The organism is Tateyamaria pelophila, from assembly GCF_019966495.1.
Classification (GTDB): Bacteria; Pseudomonadota; Alphaproteobacteria; order Rhodobacterales; family Rhodobacteraceae; genus Tateyamaria; species Tateyamaria pelophila.
In genome coordinates this window covers 1-20330 of record NZ_JAIMIA010000044.1, presented here as the reverse complement: position 1 = coordinate 20330, position 20330 = coordinate 1, and the positions used below count along the sequence as shown (strand labels likewise).

Here is a 20330-nt window from a genome sequence, read left to right as displayed (position 1 = left end):
CCGAGGGGCCGCGCCGCTTCGGATCAGTTCTTTGTCACGTCATCCAGAAGCAGGAAGAACGAAGGCTGCAACGTGAAGCCGCCGACACGGTCAGATGTCACCGCGTTCTGTTTCCAGTTTGCGACAAAGACCCATGGCGCGTCTTGCTGAACGATCACCTGCATCTCTTTGTACAGACGCGCACGCTCGGCTTGGTCGGTCTCGACGCGGGCCGCGTCGAGGAGCGCATCAACTTCCGGGTTGGAATAATAGCCCGAATTGAACCCGCCCTTGTCTGGCCAGGCCTCGGTGCGCAGCGCAAGAAACGGCAGCGTGTCGGGGTCGTTGGTCATCCATGCCATCTCGGCCATGTCGGCTTTGCCTTCAAGGCCGGGGTTCACGTTTCCAAGGAACGTGTTCCATTCATAGGTCTCGATTGTCACATCCAGACCCACGGCCTCGAGATCGGCCTGAATCGCAGTGCCCATGGCCACCGGGTCCAACATGCCCGAGCCGCCTTCGGTGACATAGAATGTCAGCTCTGCCCCTTCGGCGCCTGCCTCGGCCAGCAATGCGCGTGCGCGGTCAGGATCATAGGGATAGGGCTCCAGATCCGGGTTGTAAGCCCATGCAAAGGCAGGCGGGGTTGGGCCCGCGGCCACTTCGGCCGTACCTTCCAGCACGTCGTTTACAATTGCTTCCTTGTTGATCGCATAGTTGGCCGCTTGCCGCACACGGACATCCGCAAAGGGGCCTTCCTTGGCGTTCAGGATCAGGAACCAGACATGCGGGCCCGCCTGTTCATGCACGGTGTAGGCGTCGCCCTGAAACTCACTGAGTGCCACGGGCGGGACTTCGACCATCAGATCAATGCCCCCGGCCAGCATTTCCGCCGTGCGGGTGTTGGCGTCGGTAATCGGGCGAAAGACGACGGTTTCAAGTTCTGGCGCGCCGTCCCAATAGTCCGGGTTTGCCTGCACAACGACGGCCTCGTTGCTGCGCCACTCGCCGAATGTAAACGCGCCCGTACCCGATGGATTGCGCCCGAAATCCGCGCCGTGTTCCATGACCGCTGCGGGCGAGACGATCAGCCCGGTGGGATAGGCCAGGTTGGACAGGAAAGGAGCATAAGGCCCGCTGAGCGTGAAGGATACCGTTTGCGGATCGATCACATCGACGCTTTCCACCGAAGAAAAGAAGAAGGCCAGCGGGAACGGACCCGTATCGTGATAAGGGTGCGCCTCATCCAGCATCCGGTCGAAGTTGAACTTCACCGCCTCGGCATCAAAGGCGCTGCCATCATGGAACGTCACCCCTTCTCGCAGGGTAAAGGTGTAGACGGTGCCATCCTCTGAAATCGTCCAGTCTGTCGCTAATGCGGGTTCGGGCTCAAGCGTGCCGTCCTTGTAACGGACCAAGCCGTCATAGATATTCATCAGAATGCGGAAGTCGTTGACGGCCGTCACGGCGGCGGGGTCAAGCGCTTGCGGTTCCGCGATTTGACCAACGATAAGCACATTCTCCGGCGTCTGCGCCATCGCACCGCCCGCAGACAGCGCCAGCGCCGTTGCAGCCGTGGCCGCCAATACTGCGCGACGGGTTAGAGTTAGGAAGGTCATGGCATATCCTCTCTGTTAGATCTTATTTATCATGATTAATTGTATCTGCTCAAATTCTCATGATAAATACAAGAACAATTGTTTCAGAGGGCGCGTCATGACATTTTCCATTCTGACATATGACGAAAAAACAGGCGCTTACGCAGGGGCAGCTGCAACGGGTAGTCTGTGTGTCGGGGGCTGGGTTCTGCGCGGTGATATCGAATCGGGTCTGTGCGCCTCTCAGGGTACAGCGCCCAGCACGTTCTGGCGCGACGATGCCATGCGGCGTCTTTATGCGGGTGAGCGGGCCGCTGATGTGGTCGCAGACCTCACGGAAGCCGATACCGGGCGCGCGTATCGCCAGCTTGCCGTTCTGGACAAGTCCGGCGGCGCAGCCGGATTCACGGGAGACGCCAGCGTGCCTTTCGCCGATACGATTGTCGCCCCGAATATGATCGTGGCCGGAAATATGATCAAATCGCCCAGCGTTCTGGACGCGTTGATCGACGGTTTCGACACCGGTTCCGGCAGTGCCGCGCAGCGTCTGATTGCGGCGCTGTGTGCCGCCGAAGCCGCCGGTTCGGATGTGCGCGGGCTGCAATCCGCAGCCCTGCTTGTGCTCAGCCCTATGGCGCCCCCGATCGACCTGCGGATCGACTATAGCGCCACACCGCTTGACGACCTGGCGGCGCTTTCTGAACGGGTCAGCCAGCCACCCTATGCAAACTGGCTAAACGAAGCTCCCGTGAAGTCAGACCGCAACCGCGCACCGCACAGAGCGGGAAGACGCGCGACCTAAGCCCCCTACTCTGCCATGAATTCCCGCGTGATCCGCATTTCCTGCACGTTCATCATCCGCTCCGCCCCCTCCATATGGGAGAGCATGATGGCACGCGCGCGTGCGCTATCGCCCTTTTCCAGCGCTTCGACGAGGTCGATTTGGTGCGTACGGCCCCGCGCCCACAGTTCCTTGTTGGGCGTGGCATAGAGGCGACGATACACGGTCAGGTCCGACAGGATGCGCGCCATGAAGGAAATCACAAACCCCATCAAATCGTTGTCGGCGGCATCGGCGAGCCGCGCATGAAACACCAGCGACGAGATATGCTGCTGCTTTTCTTCTTCGGGCGTCTGCGCAGGCTCTGGATGCTGGTGCGCCATCTCGCGCAGATCCGACAGCGTCTCCGCGTCCAGATTTCCGGCCAGTTTGGCCACCAATTCCGGCTCCAGCAGCTTGCGCATTTCATAGATGTCCGACAGCGACAAATCCTTGAAATAGAAGTAGTTGCCAAGCAACGACATCGCCCGGTCCTTGCTGACTTCTCCGACCGAGCTGCCGCCGCCGGGACCGGTCTTTGTCACGGTCAATCCCTGCGCCTCAAGTATTCGCATTGCCTCGCGTACCGTGCCTTTCGACACCCCGAACTGCGCAATCATCGCGGCTTCATTTGGCAGTTTGTCGCCCTTGCGCAAATCGCGTTCGACGACCCAACGCTTGATCTGGTCGGCCACCTGCACCGGACGCGATCGCTTTAGAGCGCGCGGCGCGTCCGTAATTTTGGGGTTGATGGGTTGGACGGTGCTTTTCTTCATGATGAATTTCTAGGCGAAGGGGACAGATTTGTGTACCTCAGAATTTATCATAATAAATCGAGATAAACTACAAGCTTCAACACCGTAGCCTGTAACGAACCGAGCGAGATCGCCGAGCTTTGGCTGTCGCTTGCCGCAGTTGTCTACCGGCCGTTCACGCCAGAGCTCTGTTCCGCACAATGCCAAATCGGGAGCTGAATGATTGCCTTCGGCCACCGTAGCCAGCCCGCTTCGGCTAAGTCAGGTGTGTTTCGATCATGCCAGTCAAATTTGCGGGAGCGCGCTCAAACGCCGCGAATTCCCACCAACCAGGTGATTACTTCCGTCAGCTGCTGCGTCATGGCGTCATCAAAGGCGGAAGCGACCTGGTCCGCTGATGAATCGGCCGCGGGTCTGGATGTGCTGAAACTGCGCGAGGAGATGACCCTGCCGTCGGTATCGCTCAGCACGGTCATGCGCGTTTGGATGACAACGGTCAAACCGTCGCCGACGACCTCGGCCTGAAAGGCCAGCAAATCCGTTAGAAGAACATAATCCGGCGCAGGTCCGGTCCCCGCAGCGGTGACCAGAGCGAACCGTCCGGAATTGGCCAGTGAACGCACCAGAAGCAGCTGAACATGGTCGATCGTTTCATTGACCCAGCGGGCATCCGGCAGCGATTGAACTTGCAATGGCGTTGGCTTGATCACGATGCGATCGCTCGTCAAGGCGCCCGTGGCGGTCGGTAAGGCAACCTCCAGATGGCGTTGCCCCCGCGCCGCTGGCACTGTGCCCGCGGGCAACGGACTGAGCTCGTAGGTGTTCAGCGGCGTGGACGCGGACTGAATACTCGAAATGGCAGAGCACCCGGCCAAGACCGTCAGACCCAGCATCAACATAGCCAAACGCAGCGCGACGCGTATTGTCATGATCGTTTATCTCCTGAATTCTGGCACGTTGTTGCCGAAAAAGAACCGCGCCGGATCGCGTTCCATCTTTTTGGCCAATTGTTCCAAACGATAGACCAACTGCTGTGCTTCGCGTGCGAATTTGGTGAATTCCGGCAATCCGGTCTGCGCAAAGGCTTGGATCGGCGGTGCGGTGGTTGCGACCGTGTTGTCGATGTTCTGAATGACGTCCATCGACTGTGCCATGACCCTGCGCAGATCGGCGGTGATCGCGGGCAGATCTTCCGACAAGGTGGCCATCGTCGTCTCGAATTGGCCAGCGGCGGTGCGAACATCAGTGATGGCGGGCCCCAAATCCGTAGCGATGATCGTTTCTGCCTGTCCGAATGTGCTGCGCGCGACGTTCAGTGTTTCCTCTGTCGTTGTCAGGGCCTGATCCAGATTGGCAAAGGTCCGATTGGCGTTTTGAAGAGTCTGTGTCGCGGCGTTCAACGTCGCTTCGCCGGTCGCCACCAGCGGTTCGAGCCGCTTGGTAAAGGCGGTGACGTCGGTCGAAACCTGATCGACGACTGTCGTGGCGGATGCGACAGCCTCACGGATATCCGTCACGATGGCGGGGACGTCCTCTTGCAACATCCTGTCCATTTCAGCGATGGCGCCTTGCACGGATCGAAGCGTCGCGCGGGCATCCAGCACAAGCGCCGTTCCTTCGCCGTCCACCAGTCCCTCGAAGGTGACAGAGGCGCTTTCGACGGCGGCGAGCGACGTCTGTGCGCTCGCAAGGGTCGCATCGAGGGTGGCAAGGGTTGCCTCAAGCTCGATGAAACGTTGCGTTGCCACCTCGTTCGTGCTGCCGAATTGCCCCAATACCGTGTCCAGCTGGGCGCGCAGGTCTAGTGTTGCCGTTTCGATGGACACGATCGCAGAAGACAACTCATCCGCGATCGTGGGCACGCGCGTTTCGACAAAACGGTCGACGTCGCCGATGGTCTTTTTCGCTGCCGTGAACGCTCCGCTCGCTGATTTCAGGGTCGGTTCAATCTCCGCAATCGCGATTTTGGCCACGTCGAGCGTTTCGTTGATTTTCAAAAGTGAGGTTTGTACCGTTGAACCGATATCATCCAGTCGCCCGGTGAATCTCGATATCTCGGCCGTCCCGTCGGACACGGTGCGGGAAATATCGGAAAAATCGGCAAGCGCGCCTTGCAGGTTCCCGGAAGCACTTTCAATATTTTGCAGAATATTGGATACCAAAATCCGGTTCTCGGCGCCCAGGAAACTTCGGATTTCCCGGATCGCCTCCACCGCTTCTGCCACCATATCGGGGGCGTCCTCGGTCAGGGCCTGTATTGCCGAACGTTGCGACCGGATCACCGGGATTTCCGTCGGATCGGTGGCATCGCGCAAAAGCGGCGCCTCCGGGCTGCCGCCGGTCAGCGATACATAAGCGACGCCGGTGACACCCTGTGAATTCAGTTGCGCGGTCGTGTCGGTCTTTATCGGCGTGCCTGCCGCAACCTCGATCCGGACGCGCACCTTGCTGGGATCGTCCGCATCAAGATCCAGTGCGATGATCTGACCAACGGACAACCCGTTGTAGCGCACATCTCCCGCCATGCCCAAGCCCGAGACGCTTTCGAACAACACCTCATACCACGCATACTGACGATCGATCTCGACTTTGGCGAACCAGACAAGAAGACCCAGAAGACCCAATATGCCCAGAAGCGTCACAGCGCCGATCAGTACGAAGTTGGCCTTGGTCTCCATTCAATATCAGTCCTCAGTTCCGATTCCAGCCGCCCGAGCTCTGGGTCCGTGAAAGTACTCGTGCACCCAAGGTTGATCGACTTTCAACATGTCCTTCATCGTCCCGGTGACAAAGACCCTCTTTTCGGCCAATACGGCAATCCGGTCGCAGATCGCGTGCAATGTATCCAAGTCATGGGTCACCAAGAAGACGGTCAGTCCCAGCGTTGTCTGCAGCTTCTTGATCAGGGCATCGAAGGCCGACGCGCCAATCGGGTCGAGCCCGGCGGTGGGTTCGTCCAGAAAGACGATTTCGGGGTCAAGCGCAAGGGCCCTTGCCAGTCCGGCGCGTTTGCGCATCCCGCCCGACAGCTCGGAGGGGTATTTGTCGCAGGCATTCGGCGGCAGACCGACCATCGATATCTTGAGTTCCGCTAAAGCCCGTCGCGTTCTTGCCGACAGGTCCGTTTGTTCGCGCATCGGTACCTCGACATTCTCTCGGACCGTCAACGACGAAAACAACGCTCCGTCCTGAAACATGACGCCCCAGCGTCGCTCGATCTGCTGGCGTTTTTCGTCCGAGGTATGCAGCATGTCGGTGCCGAAGACGTTGACGCTACCGGCTTTTGGTTGCACCAGACCGACAATCGCGCGCAGCAGAACCGACTTCCCCGTCCCGGAGCCGCCAACGACCCCCAGTACTTCGCCGCAGTTGACATCAAGATCCAGACCGTCATGCACGACATGATCGCCAAACTGGGTGCGCAATCCGCGGACTTGAATGATGGCGTCGCCCTGATTTGCCATCAGACCCCGATGACCGCGAAAAAGACCGAAAACATGGCATCCGCCACAATGACAAGGAAAATCGACAAAACCACCGAGGTCGACGTCAACCGTCCAAGCGAAGCCGCATCGCCTCCGACTTTCATGCCTTCATAGCAGCCGACGATCCCGATGATGATCGCAAAGAACGGCGCCTTGATCAGGCCGACGGCGTAATGCCACACATCGACCGAATCGTAGAGCCGGGTCCGAAACATGCCGGGCGACACATCCAGTTCAATCCAGGCCATCATCGCGCCACCCAGCAGGCCCATGACATCCGCCACGAACCCCAGCAAGGGCAGTGCGATGATAAGCGCCAGCAGGCGCGGCAGGACCAGTACCTCGATCGGGTCAAGTCCCAGCGTCTGCATCGCGTCGATCTCTTCGCGCATCTTCATCGACCCGATCGCCGCCGTAAACGCCGCACCGGACCTGCCGGCAACGATGATCGCAGTCAAAAGGATGCCCAGTTCGCGCAGTACCGATATGGCGATCAGGTCGACCACAAACACCTCGGCCCCGAATTGACGCAGTTGGACCGCGCCTTGAAACGCCATGACCACGCCAATCAGAAAAGCCATCAAAGACACGATGGGAACGGCATTGAGCCCGATTTCCTGCAAATGGTGAACGACCGAGGTCAGGCGCAGCCGTCGGGGATGGATTATCACGGTTCCAAGCCGCGCCACCACCAACCCAAGAAAGCCGAGGATCTCGATCAATGCGTTGACACCACTCCAGGTTTTTCTGCCAATCGTCTCCACCCAGTCAAGAAATCCGTCCTTCGGCTTTGCGGTATCATCTTTCTGGGGAATGCTCTGACGGACGACTTCCAGCAACTCATCATGAACTTTGGACGTCCCGGAAATATTACACCGCCCGCCACGCTCTTGAATCGCGGTTTGCATGTCAATGACAAGCCACGCTCCGGCAGTATCCATGTAATCAACTGCGGATAAATCCAGTACAACATCAGGTTCTTTCATAGCCGCCGAAATCTGCGCCCGAAGTTCTTCGAGCCTCGCGACAGCCAGTCGACCTGAGAGATGCACATCCATTGACGCACCATAGTCCGACCTCAATCAGATGAGAACCACGTATATCATCATTCCTCATCGAAGCCTTGGCTCTGACTGCCGCTCAGGATCGCGCTTATAACCGCCGCTTGACTTGCGTGATTTCGCACGTGACGGTGCCTTTCCATTGGATTGAACACGAGGGAAGCCTTCGGTGGAATGAAATGGAGCGCTTGATTGACCACACTTTACGGACAAGGGAAGAAGAAGTGATCGTTTGCCAGACGTGACCCATCGCACGGTAAAATCGCCGCAAACAAAAAAGCTCGGAACACTGTCGACGCTCTCTATCGGAATCGGCGGCATGGTCGGCGGTGGCATTTTTGCCGTTACAGGACTGACGATTGAACTGACCAGACAGGCGGCGCCCCTTGCCTTTGTCATCGCCGGGATTGTGGCGCTGTTGACCAGCTACTCCTATCTCAAGCTAACCCTGACCTATCCCGGTGAGGGCGGCACCGTCGATTTCCTGAGCCGCGCGTTCGGAACCGGCGTATTTACCGGGTCGGTCAACATCTTGCTCTTGCTCAGCTACGTGGTCTTGCTGGCGGTCTATGCATTTGCTTTCGGTAGTTATGGCGCGGATTTGTTCCCGGATGTGCCGCAGGACATACTACGGCACGCCCTGATCAGTGGTGTGATTATTGGCCTTGTGGCGCTTAACGTGCTTGCGGCAAAACTCGTCATCAAGTCGGAGAACATTTTCAACATCATCAAGTTACTTCTTCTTGTCGGCTTCATCATAGCGGGCCTGATGACTCCTATGGACTGGTCACGTCTGGATCCTGTCGGGTCTGTCACGCCTGTCGCGTTGATTGCTGGAAGCATGCTGATCTTCCTGAACTACGAGGGGTTCGAACTTATCGCGAATGCCTCCAAAGACGTGGCCAACCCGCGACGATCCCTGCCCATCGCCTATATTGGCGGCGTGCTGATAGTCATTGTTCTCTATGTGCTGATAACGGCGGTGGTATTGGGGCACATGACCCTTGCCCAGATCGATGCGCATAAGGCAACGGCCCTGTCTGCCGCAGGTCGCGAAATTCTTGGGATAACAGGATATCTGGCCATTGTCGTGGCAGCCCTTATGGCCACGAGTTCCGCCATCAATGCAACGTTTTACAGCACCGGACGGTTGGCGTATGTCATCGCCAAGACCGGTGAATTACCCAAGGAACTTGAGCGCAGCATCCGCAATGAACACTCCGAAGGAGCGATTATCTGTGCTGCGCTGGCATTGGTCGTCGCCAATTTCGTACCTCTTGCGGCAATCGCCACGATGGGGAGTGCCGGATTTCTGATCCTGTTCCTCTTCGTCAACATCGCCGGCGTTCGTCTGGCCGCAGAGACAGGGGCGCAGGCCTGGATATCGGGTCTTGCGGCTGTCAGCACAGGCGGCGCCTTGATCGCCCTGTGCTGGAAGGTTGCTGAAAACCCGGCAACGCGCAATCACCTGTGGATTCTCGCTGGGATGATCGTGGCGGCCGTGCTGATTGAGATGGCTTACAGGGCCGCCACGGGTCGCAAGATATTCTCCAACCGAAGCCGAAAGGTTTAAGGAATATCCAGCGTCTCAAAGACCTGCCCGAACGGTTGTAGTACAGGCGTTCGGTGCATAATCTCGGAGGCAAGCGTCAGGGAAACGGAGCTGCAAAATTAGCATAGAAAGTTGGATATCCAACTACGGCCTTGTCGCTGTATTTCTCGGAAGCTTTGTCGAGGGCGAAACCGTCGCCATCACCGGTGGGATCATGGCGCATCACGGCCTGCTGAAACCCTGGCAGGTTGCAGGGGCCGCGATCTGCGGGGCGATCCTCTCAAATATCTCAGTGTTTCTTCTGGGACGACGGTATAGCGGGCATGCGCGGGTCCAGTCGATTTTGGACAACAAGCGACTGACCAAGCTATTGCACAAACTCAACAAACATCCCGCGCGCTTCGCGTCCATCTTTCAGTTCATACCCGGAATGCGGATTGTGGGGCCCATAGCGCTTGCCCAAACCCGGATTGGCGCGCTTCAGTTTGCAGTGCGTGCGCTCGTGTCTGCCTTTATTTGGGGGGTAGCCTACACACTGGTCGGGGGTGCAGTTGGCCAGATTATTGATCGTGCATTCGGGAAGGTGCTGCATACCGAATATGTATTGATCGCGGCGGGTCTTGTGCTTCTCGCTGTTTTGTTGCGTGCCATCGGAAACCATTTCCGAACCAAACGCGGTTAACGGCGGCGCGTGTGTACACCTGACTGTTTTCGGCAGATGTAACACCCGGAACGTATCAGTTCTGATTATCCCTCTCGCCGCAAAGCCTCGCACTGTCAGAGATCAGCACATGATCGCCCAAACGTGCCGATCCGGCATTCGGCATCATCTGGCCATCGCCCATCGCAAAATACCGTACCACTTGCGGTGCGGCAACGCTTGTCCCGCTGATCGAAACACGCGTGCCCGATCGGGTGCCTGCAGCTTTGACACCAAAGCGAACGGGGCTGCAATCACTGCGCGCGCTGATATTGGTTTTCTCGCCCAAAGCGTCCAGTGCAGTTGCGCTGTAAGATGCCGCTTGCACTGGCGACGTGTACCCGCCCACGACCCAACAGACTGCGTCGTCCGGGGCTTCCAGTGTTGCGTCCGATACCCCAGTGGCAATTGCGTTCAGCGTGCCCGCGCGACGGATCTGGCCGGTTCCATCGGGCGGGTCCTCGGCCTGCACAAATCCACGCAGGTCGCGCTCTGCGTATGCGGGATCGATGAAATAACTCTGTCTGCCCGTATCGCGAAATCCACCAGGCACATCGTCGCGCAAGATCCATGCGTCAATGCGACTTGGTGTGGTGGAATTGCTCGTCAGCGAGACCTGCCATTCCCCGGCGGGTGCGACGGTCCGGTTGTCGGCCCCCGGATCAGTGGCGTCAATGGCCAGCGTGATGACGGTGATGTTGTTGGGGTTCTGCCAGATCGACACCTGGCCGATATTCGCGCCGTGGCGTTGCAGGAATTGAACGGTGGCCTGGTCGCGATCGGCTGCACCTGTCAATTCAAGGCCCGGCAACGGCGTGCTGCCGGGTGGTGTGAGCGTCAGTGAAAACGCGGAGGGCTCATCATCCGACGCATCTGGCATTTCCAACCGTATTTCCAGGAAGTTCGCGCTTGGATCACCGGGTTGCAATTGCCAACGCAGGTCGATGCCGTCCGCATCCGGTGGAGCCGCAGCGTGGCCGCGCGCGAGATTGTTGTTGCCTGCGGCGGTAACCACCGTCAACGCGCCGCCGGATTCGTCCGTGTGATTGGCGCAAACGCGTGAAATGGTCTGCTCCAGCCGATGCAAACCCGCGCGTGGTCCACCCGACAGACCGAAACTGAAATTCACGTAGACCGGCACTGTTATACCGTGAAACGTCATGAAGCGCCGCGCCCGATCGGCGATGTACTCAAGACCCAGCGCGAACGGGACCGCCAACATCGAGCCTGACGTCTCACGTGTCACTTCGGGCGGTAATGTCACCGCGATGATGGGAAAATTCGAACCTGCGGCGTCTGTTGGGTCAAGGCCTGCTGCCAGATCAAGCACGTGAGTCCCGTGGCTGCTCCGAAACCCAAGGGGACGGTACCCCGGTTGGGCAAAGTCGACACCTATCTGGCGCAAAAGCGCATCTTCATCGGATCCTGCGGCGTCTTGCGCCGCTTCGATCTCGGCCTGTGTCCATTCCCGACCAAAACGGATGCGACCGTCTTCCAGCCGTCGCGCACCTTGCATCCAGGCAGATAGGATACGACTGCCAGTGGCGCCGCGACGAAAGCGATGGTGAAAAATGTTGATCCCGTGATCAATGATCCCGATGATGGCGGTCGGAGCCGACATTGGCACATCAGGTTGTGTGGTGTCGGGCGAACCAAGGTCACCGGCCGTGCGCAAGATGTCTGCGGACCTTGGACCGCCGTTTGGCAGCGGCACCACCGTGACCTGCACGTCCTTAATCCCGTTGGAGAATTGTGCTCCAAGTGACGGTTCCATTTCGTCCAAGCTGAAAGGGTGCCCAAATATATCAGGCCGGTTGACCGGGTTTGGTATCGAAAGCGCGCGAAACGAATCCTGATCGCTCGGATCAAACCCTGCCGCGTCAATTGTCATGGCATAAAGCATTCCCGCATCAGTGTCGGCTTCGCCCGATTGAAGAAACGCGCTTTGGCGCGAAAAAAGCCACGCGCTGATCGGATCGAGCCTTGGGTGAAACGAGTCGTCGGGCGCAGGTGCATTCCAGGAATAGACCATCCTATTGATCCCATTCTGCCGCGGCTTCGGTCCAGACGTGCCGCAGCAAAGCTGACATGTCTGTCGTCACCGTTCCGGGCAGGCTTTCCACCAGCGTGGCGCCGTCGTCCGTCACAACGGTTTGCCGGGTGCCATCATGCCAGACCTGCGAAGTGAAGAAGTCGATATTGCCTGCCCCTGCCCCGTTAAACCGGACAGGCGCAATGCCGGTTGCCTGGCCGGACCGCGCAGCAAGAACATCCGCGATACAAAACCCAAGCATCGCCCCGGCGAAACTGTCCACGGGGAAATGTACGCCGGCGACCGTGCGATTGGCGGCAATGCGAGCGGCCATTTGAATCAGTTGACTGTCGACGCCAGCCGTCTTGCGGCTTTCGGGGATCAATTGGCGCAGGGTTTCGGCGACGGCAAAGGCTTCGGTGGCGTGACCGCTGGGCAGGCTCGCGTGGCTCGGTGTCGGAATGATCGGCTGGATCTGCGCCGATACAGCATCTGGTCTGCGACAGGCAAGTGCGTGTTTTACGTGTTGCGCCACGTGCCCTGCGCAATCCATCGCGAGCTGGATCAACGCCATCGTTCGGGGCATTTGGCCGGGTTGCAAAGGGAGCAAGGGCGCGAAATAGCCGATAACTCCAGCGGTCTGGTCCGTGATTTCAGCGACGCGGTCGATACGCAGATCGGCGTAATCGTGGACCAAACGTGCCTGCAAGACGAAATCGTCCGGGCTTGGTGCGCTGAAATGGGCGAGTGCGTTGATTGCCACGCTTGGAGACGTGTCTGACGGGTCAATGATTTCCAGCGCATAGATCGTACAGGTTTGGCTGTCTAGGTCCGCGCCATAAGTGATGCGGGACAGGATTTCATTGGCCAGGATCATCTGCTGGCTTTGGCCACCCCATGCCCGAAAATTGGACGGTGCTCCGAAATCGCGAGGTTGCGGAGCGGTCACGTCTTGCCAGATGCCGGAAATGCCGTCCTTGGCCATGATTTGACCCGCCGGGCTGGCACGCGCTGCGCCGAGGGATTGCAAGGACTGCAAGGATTGAAGTGACTGGAGGGATTGGAGCGATTGCAGGGATTGTAATGACTGGAGGGACTGTAAAATTGGCATGAAAAAACCTCGCGTTTTGAAAATTTCAGTTCACCGGAACACCGGCGTCTTTGAGAGCATTCGCCCAGGTCTTGATGACGTCAGTTTGCGCTGCCGGATGGTCGCGTTGATAGGTGGACACGCGCAATTTGGGGTCCAGGCGGACAAGTTCACGGGCGGCCTTGCGGGCATCATCCTCGCGGCCCGCCAATTGCAGGCCGATCACACGGCACCGATGCGCGGACAGGTGCAAGGGATTGTGGCGTAGGGATGTTTCGGCCATTTTGACTGCCTCGGCGTAGCGCCCTCCGGCGACGTAGCTGCCAGCAGCGAGCGTCAGAAAGAACGGGCGCCGTGGATCACGCGGGGACAGGACAAAGGCACGATCTGTCAGATCGACGGCGTTCTGACCCTGACCCAGGAACGTTGCCAAAACCGCGCTGAGTTGTGTGCTGAAGGCACTGGACGGATTGATTGCATGCGCCGCGGCAAACCGGTGCTGCGCAGTCTTGAAGTCAGCGTCGAAGATCGTGCGGATATTGCCGTCGATCGACAGTGAGAGTGGGCAGTCGGCATTGAGATCGAGCGCGTTCTTGATCGCGTCCTGCGCGCACCTGTTGTCTTCGGCCGTGTCGTCGCTCCACTTTTGAAAGACCCGCAAAAGGTGCCACTGGGCGAGCCATGCCCGCGGGACAGAGTGTTCGGGGCAGCGGTTGATCACCTCCAGCAACTGGCCGTGGGCGCGTTGAAAGTGGTTGCGCTCGAAGGCGTGCATCAATGACACGGCGGAGACCATCAACGTATGCGCCGCCACCTCCGGCAATGGCCGCGACGATGTTTTACCAACCGCGCCCGACATGATGACCCTGAGTGCCTGCCCCGCCATCCGGTTGGCCAGATCGTCTTCACCGGCCAGAAAATCCTGCAGGCGGGCCTTATACCGATCCGACCACAACACCCGGTTCGTCGGCAGCTCCAACAAGGATGCATCGACCACCAGTGCATCCTGTGTCATTCGAATTTGCCCTGTAAGCGCAAAGTCGCAATTGAGATCGATGTGAAGACCCTTTACCGCCGTTTGGCTTGAGAAATGAGAGATCGCATCGATCAATTGCGACCGGGCAAACTGCCCTGTCAATTCGTGGGCAAGCGCGTCGCCCAATCCGCCGGCGACATTCATCCCGGTTTCTGCAAATGGAATGACCATGATACGGGGCAGAACACCCGACTCTTGGCGAAGGGCCTGCCCATTGAGAATGGGTTCTGGTTGCTCAAGGCGCTGATCGCGCAGCCAGTCCTCAAACCCTTCTTGCCGCAGGTCCAGACCTTCGAGGAAAATACCATCCGCAGCCGTATTGGTGAATTCCACGACGTCGGGTTTCAACGCAATCGTATCGCGCGTGATCGCAAACAAGTCCTGATAACTGCCCCCAAGCGTTCCACGCAATGCGTGCATCAATTGGCGCAGGTTGGCGCGGCCCCGATCGGGCGTACTATCCGTCCAAAGCATATCCACCAGTGTTGCGCGACTGCAGGTCATACCCGCAGATTTGGAAAGCAAGGCGATCAGGGCCAGATTGCGCGGGCCGGTCACATCAAAGACGTGCGCGCCTGTCACGCGGACACGGGGCGCACCAAACAACTTGATCTCGATCCGGGCAATTTGTCTGTCTGACATAAATTGGTTCCGCTCTGATCGTGCGGTCGCCATAGGCCCCTCGGGCGCAGCTTCCTTCACATCCATGAAAGCATGCGGCAGAAACAGGTCTGAGACAAGTAAGGCAGATCGGGTGATGTCTTTCGTCATTTTGGTCCTGCTGCGTTGGGGTACGCGTCTCATACAATGCGGTGCATCAGAACAGCGTCAGGCTCGACCTGACGGTTTGTCCCCGATGGAACGTTTCAACGGCTTGGGCAGAGGTCAATTTCTATTACGAAACAGGTCACAATCGCCGGTCAGACGCCACCTGCCCTGTCCGCCGTTTTAGCCTGACGCAAGCCTGACACCTGTTGGCGCAGCATGTGATTATCCGCATCGACATCCGGTGCGGGAATTGTTTGCATCAAAGGAGTTTTCAAGATGGCTACCTATTTTTATGGCACTTCAGGCGTTGATTGGAACGGCGGCGGCAGCGGCGTCGACATCATGTACGGTTATGGCGGCAAAGATCTGCTGGTTGGCGGCGGCGGCAACGATTATCTGTTCGGCGGGTCCGGCAACGATGCGCTCCACGGCCAATCCGGCCGCGACAACCTTGATGGCGGCCGCGGACACGATTTCCTGTATGGCGGCACGGGCGATGACATCCTCGATGGTGGTCGCGGCAACGATGTCATGTACGGCGGTAATGGCGATGACGTGTTCCTGCACGGGCACGGCGTCGACAGCTATGACGGGGGCGGTGGCGACGATTTGCTGAATTTTGGCAGTACGACAGGCGGTTGGACGTTCCATCTGGCTGATGGTTATGTCGAAAACGTGGCCCAGGGCATCACCGAAAGCGCCATTTCCATCGAAGATGTCTACGCAGGAAGCGGCAATGACACGATATATGGCTCGTTTCATGACAACTTCATTCAAGGCAATGGAGGGCGTGACGCCATCTATGCCGGTGATGGCAACGATGTCATTTATGGAGGATCTGGACGCGACGCCTTGGTCGGTGAGGATGGTGACGACTATATCTCAGGAGGGGGCGGCAATGACCGGCTCCTGGGCGGTCATGGCGACGACACAATCGATGGTGGCAGTGGGAACGATACGTTCCTTTTCTCCAGTGGCACCGACGTCATGACAGGTGGCCGCGGCAACGACACGTTCGAGATTGCCGCACCGTTTTTTCAGGATAACACTGCCATTATCACGGATTTCGAGGCCGGTGACCGCATTGACTACTATTCCACGCGGGGCAACTTCGAACTCAGCGCCGACGATTTCAAACAGGTCGGCGACGATCTGGTCTATCAGGGCAGTGACCTGACGATCATCCTTCAGAACACGACGACGATCGACGATTCTCAGATCATCTAAGACAGTGGAGCGACACCGCCCGTGTCCCGGCAGGCACGGGCGAGCGTCGTGCATAGCTTTGGCAACGAAACCTTGATCGGTGGTGGCCGACGTCAACCGTTGCTTCAAACACCAGTGCAACAATTTCGCCTTTGCTTGAACTCTCGTGTCGAGAAAACCCAGAACTTCTTCCAAATTGCGCTTACCTAACTCTCTCACGCACAAGTCCGCAGAGATGTTGTCTTGATCGCCTGCCCCTACCCTCCTACCCTCAGTTTGCAGGTCCATTCCTTCTGGGATCGATGGTGAGTGACGGAGGTGCGTCGTGACAGTCCTGAGGTCGGCGTTCATCACGACCTGCATGGTCATAACCGCTTTGACCAGCGCGCACGCTGAGACGATTTTGGAGGCAATAGGCGGTATTGAGCGTGATCTGGTCGCGCGTGTGGGATTCTACATGCATGACATGCAAACCGGCGAAATAATCACTTACGCGGGCGCGGATCGATTTCCTCTCAACAGCACCTTCAAGGTTCTGGCATGCGGAGCACTTTTGGCGAAAGCGGATGCGGGTGAGACGAATTTGGACGCCACCGTCCCCTTGCAGGACTTTGAGATTGTGAGTTATTCACCAGCTGTCGAAGCCTATATTGGCGCAGGTCATCAGGAAATCTCCTTCGATGAGGCCTGCCGCATGGCACTTTCGGTCAGCGACAACACTGCGGCAAACATTGTCTTGTCAGAGATCGGTGGCCCGGATGGCCTGACGACTTTTCTGCGGTCCATCGGCGATCAGGTTACGCGGCTGGACCGATGGGAAACCGCACTGAACGAAGCAAGACCCGGCGATCCACGGGACACGACAACACCGCAGGCGATGGCACGGTCTCTTGAGAAATTGATCTTGGGAGACGCTCTGTCGGCCACATCGCGTTCCACCTTGCGAGACTGGCTTTCGGCACACAGCGTTGCGGATGATCTGTTTCGCGCCGCGCTCCCGCCCGGCTGGTCGATTGATGATCGCACCGGTGCAGGAGGCTATGGGTCGCGTTCCATCGTCGCGGTCCTCTATCCGCCAGGTAGAGAGCCAATAACCGTTGCCCTGTTCATCACCGAAACCGACGCCAGTTTCAGCCATCGCAATGCAGCAGTGTTCCGGGTTGGCGCGGCAATCGTTGCAAAGGTCGGTAACGAATAGTTTGCGAGCGCAGCCCGACGGTTTGACCTTGTTCTGCCAACGGATCGTTAACGCCAGAGAGAATGGTGCATCATTGTTCATACTTATGCCCGGCCATAGACATCGCGCGGACCCATTCCACACACTTCAATCAATGCTTTAAGAACGACTTGTAAACTAATGTTTATATAAGTAAAACAAACGTATCTTAACGTTTCGACGCAGCAGTGCCCGAGCTTGTCTCATGCCGACGCTACTTTTCTGCCCATCCCGATCTCACATTCAATGTCCACAGAACAATCGGCCTGGTCGCAGACCGTCTGATGGATCGCTTTGGCATTCAATCCATCTTTGCGCTTCACCGTTCTCCGAGGCGGCCGATCGGTCAATTTGCAACATGCGCAGATGTCATCATGGGATCGGCTGATTTGTTTGACTTGCAGATTGCCGACAAAGGATAGCACGCGGCCTTTTCAATCAAGGCACCGACCCTGCCATCGCGGTGGCGCAGTTCATTCAAGGTTTCCAGACAATCCTGATGCGCAACGTGAAAACATCCGCACAGCACCTTGTATCAATTACACAAATTTACGTGGATAATGTGATTGTTGAAATCGCTCGGATCAGAGGCACGTTGCGCAGCCTTTCCCGGGAAGCGCGCAAGCTGGGCAAAGTCCGGATGTTTGAAATCTGTGCGGGCGTGACGGCGATGACGGGGCCGAGATTGAACTGGACTAAATATACGACCTGCCGGTGCCGCATAATGATGCGACACGAAGAGATATTGCGATCCAAGTGGCGTCTGGCATGGTGCGGCCGGACGCAGTCGGCGGAAACGTAACACCCAACATGGGAGCGGAGGACTTTCCCTGTATGCTGGAAAAGCGTCCCGGTGCGTTTATGTGGATCAGCAATGGCGACTGCGTTGCGGCGCATCAGGCCGGATACCGTCGAGATGAAGCGCATCGCCACCGCGCAGAGCTCGATCAACATCGTCCTGCTCGCAATACAAGCGAAGATGCCCGTCACGGTTTGCAGTGCATAAAAAGTGAACTGGGCGATCTGTTCGTTCGCACCGATTTTGGGCGCAAATCCTCCGCCATTCGTTTGCCGCATCGCAATGTCGTCCCAAGTCCGGCGTTTTTGCTGAACTGACATGGGAAGTAACCGGACTTGCACCCCATAGGCAAAAGCCATGTTTTCCCTGTAAACTTTGGTTCGAATGAGATGAAGCCGAAGCGGGGACGAGTTATGCGACAACAGCCTACTGAGCCACCTGATACCGATGGGATGCAATTTGCATGTTGCATCAACGGGGATGGATCAGCCACGGCAAAAAGCTGGCCGGACGTGGAAGCATGGAGCGAAAGTCATCACGGCCTCTGGGTGCATCTGAACAAGGACGCTCCGCGCGTACGATCATGGCTCATGGAGCGTAGCGGACTGAGCGAAGTCACAATCGAGGCCTTGCTCACGCATGACAGCCGTCCACGCGCCTTTCACGGACAATATGGCTTTGTGACAATATTGCGCGGCGTGAACACCAATCCGGGCGCTGAAGAAGAAGACATGGTGGCACTCAGGATGTGGTCGGATGGCAAGCGGCTGATTACCTTGTGGGACGAAAAGCTGAAAACGCCTCTGGATATTCAATCTCGTCTGATGGACACCCGTAACGGCCCGAAAACCATCGCGGAACTTTATGAGCGGTTGATCGCCCGGCTGACCGAACGCATTGGACTGACGGTTGAAACCCTTGAAGGTGACCTCGATGCCATCGAAGTCAGGTTGGAGACGGAAAGCAGTCCGGAATTGCGCCGCGAAGTTTCTGACATGCGGCGCAAGCTTGCCGACCTGCGCCGTTACATCGCGCCGCAACGCGAGGCGCTTGGCAGCTTTCTCGCACATCCCCCTGAATGGTTCGATGACGCCAATAAACAACGGCTTCGCGAATCTGCTGACCGGACGGTGAATTATATTGAGGAAATCGATTCAGCCCGTGAACAGGCGATCGTCCTGAAGGACGAAATCTCCAATCAATTGGCGGAATCGGCCAATCGAACCCTCTACATTCTGGCGCTGATCTCGGGTATTTTCCTGCCGTTCGGATTTGTGACAGGTCTCTTCGGCATAAATGTCGGCGGAATACCCGGCACAAACAACTCCAGCGGTTTTTTTGTTTTTTGCGGAGTGCTTTTGGGATTGTTGGTCGCACAGATCGTCATTTTCAAACGACTGAAGTGGTTCTGAACCTGATGGCGCAGAAGGTCGCCATTTAACAAACGGACCCCGCTAAGTCCTTTGAAATCATGCATTTTGGGAAACCCGGTGCCCAAAATCAAACATGACCCGCCGGTTTGTTTGGAGTGTTGCGTTGTGGCGAGCATTCATGCCACCTGAAAGCTGGTGTTCTTGTCCATGTCTTCCGGATGAGCTTCGTCCAAATAGGACCTGTTGGGAGTGTCGCGGGTGCAGTTGCCGGCGCGCCGTCAGCCGTCTTCGCCATTGCAATTTGGAATAGTTTGGGGTTCCTGTTGAGCGGAGGCTTTGTGCAACAAACGGGCCCAACTGCGCATGCATGTGCGGAGTTTCCGCCGCCGCCAATCATGAATCCGAGGCCTCATGTCACAAGACCGGGAAGATCAGTTGCAAGCCCGGAGTCCGGAACAGATTGCGATCCACATTGCCATTCGGGTCGGTGCGTTGGCTATGTTTGTCTATCTGTGCCTTCTGGTCGTTCAGCCATTTTCAGGCATCCTTGTCTGGTCCGTCATCCTGACCGTTGCCACGCATCCTGTTTTCCTATGGCTCAAAACCCGGCTCAACGGACGTGGAAAGCTCTCTGCGTTTCTTCTGACCCTTTTTCTGATCGTTCTTGTGATTGGACCTATCGCCGCGCTTGGGTCCAGTCTGGTACTGTCTCTGGAAAGGTTCGCCATCAGCTTCAGAGAGGGCGGATTTGCCTTGCCTGTCTTGCCGCCCGAAGTCACAGGCTTAGGATCTGTTGTGAAATAAGGGAATCGGGTGTTTGGGTCTGGACGTTTTCCGAAGGCTCTGATTCATCTTTGCTA

The 20330-nt window shown here is 57.5% G+C and carries 17 protein-coding genes; 7 read left to right on the top strand and 10 right to left on the bottom strand.

The window, feature by feature from the left end:
- Positions 1-23: 23 nt before the first annotated feature.
- Positions 24-1598 (bottom strand): ABC transporter substrate-binding protein, encoded by a 1575-nt coding sequence (locus LC354_RS14415; RefSeq protein ID WP_223424949.1) that lies wholly within the window; start codon positions 1596-1598, stop codon positions 24-26.
- A 97-nt stretch (positions 1599-1695) separates the two neighbouring features.
- Between LC354_RS14415 and LC354_RS14410 the strand changes: the two genes are divergently transcribed.
- Entirely contained in the window at positions 1696-2379 is a 684-nt protein-coding gene (locus LC354_RS14410; RefSeq protein WP_223424947.1) for a DUF1028 domain-containing protein, read from the top strand.
- Between the two features lie 5 nt (positions 2380-2384).
- Here the strand turns inward: LC354_RS14410 and LC354_RS14405 are convergent, their stop codons facing one another.
- From LC354_RS14405 to LC354_RS14385, 5 genes are all read right to left on the bottom strand, one after another.
- Positions 2385-3173 (bottom strand): FadR/GntR family transcriptional regulator, encoded by a 789-nt coding sequence (locus LC354_RS14405; protein WP_223424945.1) that lies wholly within the window; start codon positions 3171-3173, stop codon positions 2385-2387.
- A gap of 284 nt (positions 3174-3457) precedes the next feature.
- On the bottom strand, positions 3458-4081 hold the full coding sequence (locus tag LC354_RS14400) for an ABC-type transport auxiliary lipoprotein family protein (RefSeq protein WP_223424944.1): 624 nt from the start codon (positions 4079-4081) through the stop codon (positions 3458-3460).
- A 6-nt stretch (positions 4082-4087) separates the two neighbouring features.
- On the bottom strand, positions 4088-5830 hold the full coding sequence (locus LC354_RS14395) for an MlaD family protein (RefSeq protein ID WP_223424942.1): 1743 nt from the start codon (positions 5828-5830) through the stop codon (positions 4088-4090).
- 6 nt (positions 5831-5836) lie between these two features.
- The gene (locus LC354_RS14390) at positions 5837-6616 is read right to left on the bottom strand and encodes an ABC transporter ATP-binding protein (RefSeq protein WP_223424940.1); all 780 of its coding nucleotides are present in this window, start codon (positions 6614-6616) and stop codon (positions 5837-5839) included.
- A complete protein-coding gene (locus LC354_RS14385; RefSeq protein ID WP_223424938.1) occupies positions 6616-7695 on the bottom strand; it encodes an MlaE family lipid ABC transporter permease subunit in 1080 nt (359 codons plus the stop codon). Before LC354_RS14385 ends, LC354_RS14390 begins: the two co-directional genes overlap by 1 nt.
- Before the next feature lie 244 nt (positions 7696-7939).
- On the opposite strand from LC354_RS14385, the gene LC354_RS14380 reads away from it, so the two are divergent.
- Positions 7940-9271 carry an APC family permease gene (locus LC354_RS14380; protein ID WP_223424979.1) on the top strand — a complete coding sequence of 444 codons (1332 nt, stop codon included), beginning with the start codon at positions 7940-7942 and terminating at the stop codon, positions 9269-9271.
- Positions 9272-9368: 97 nt separating this feature from the next.
- Positions 9369-9932: a DedA family protein gene (locus tag LC354_RS14375; RefSeq protein WP_317849327.1), complete on the top strand. Its 564-nt coding sequence runs from the start codon at positions 9369-9371 to the stop codon at positions 9930-9932.
- A 55-nt stretch (positions 9933-9987) separates the two neighbouring features.
- Here the strand turns inward: LC354_RS14375 and LC354_RS14370 are convergent, their stop codons facing one another.
- From LC354_RS14370 to LC354_RS14360, 3 genes are read right to left on the bottom strand one after another with little or no spacing between them, the layout of a single operon-like run.
- Positions 9988-11982, bottom strand: a complete 1995-nt coding sequence (locus LC354_RS14370) for a S8/S53 family peptidase (RefSeq protein ID WP_223424936.1) — start codon at positions 11980-11982, stop codon at positions 9988-9990.
- 1 nt (position 11983) lies between these two features.
- The gene (locus LC354_RS14365) at positions 11984-13093 is read right to left on the bottom strand and encodes a phosphatase PAP2 family protein (protein WP_223424934.1); all 1110 of its coding nucleotides are present in this window, start codon (positions 13091-13093) and stop codon (positions 11984-11986) included.
- A gap of 25 nt (positions 13094-13118) precedes the next feature.
- The gene (locus LC354_RS14360) at positions 13119-14750 is read right to left on the bottom strand and encodes a hypothetical protein (protein WP_223424932.1); all 1632 of its coding nucleotides are present in this window, start codon (positions 14748-14750) and stop codon (positions 13119-13121) included.
- A 402-nt stretch (positions 14751-15152) separates the two neighbouring features.
- Here LC354_RS14360 and LC354_RS14355 point away from each other — a divergent pair, with 402 nt between their 5' ends.
- Both LC354_RS14355 and bla read left to right on the top strand, forming a co-directional pair.
- Positions 15153-16103 (top strand): calcium-binding protein, encoded by a 951-nt coding sequence (locus LC354_RS14355; RefSeq protein ID WP_223424931.1) that lies wholly within the window; start codon positions 15153-15155, stop codon positions 16101-16103.
- Between the two features lie 304 nt (positions 16104-16407).
- Positions 16408-17280, top strand: a complete 873-nt coding sequence (bla, locus tag LC354_RS14350) for a class A beta-lactamase (protein WP_399203603.1) — start codon at positions 16408-16410, stop codon at positions 17278-17280.
- A gap of 567 nt (positions 17281-17847) precedes the next feature.
- Here bla and LC354_RS14345 read toward each other — a convergent pair.
- A complete protein-coding gene (locus LC354_RS14345; protein ID WP_223424929.1) occupies positions 17848-18456 on the bottom strand; it encodes a hypothetical protein in 609 nt (202 codons plus the stop codon).
- Positions 18457-18486: 30 nt separating this feature from the next.
- Between LC354_RS14345 and LC354_RS14340 the strand changes: the two genes are divergently transcribed.
- Positions 18487-19509 carry a zinc transporter ZntB gene (locus tag LC354_RS14340; protein ID WP_317849325.1) on the top strand — a complete coding sequence of 341 codons (1023 nt, stop codon included), beginning with the start codon at positions 18487-18489 and terminating at the stop codon, positions 19507-19509.
- A gap of 372 nt (positions 19510-19881) precedes the next feature.
- Positions 19882-20274 (top strand): hypothetical protein, encoded by a 393-nt coding sequence (locus LC354_RS14335; RefSeq protein WP_223424927.1) that lies wholly within the window; start codon positions 19882-19884, stop codon positions 20272-20274.
- Positions 20275-20330 lie beyond the last annotated feature (56 nt).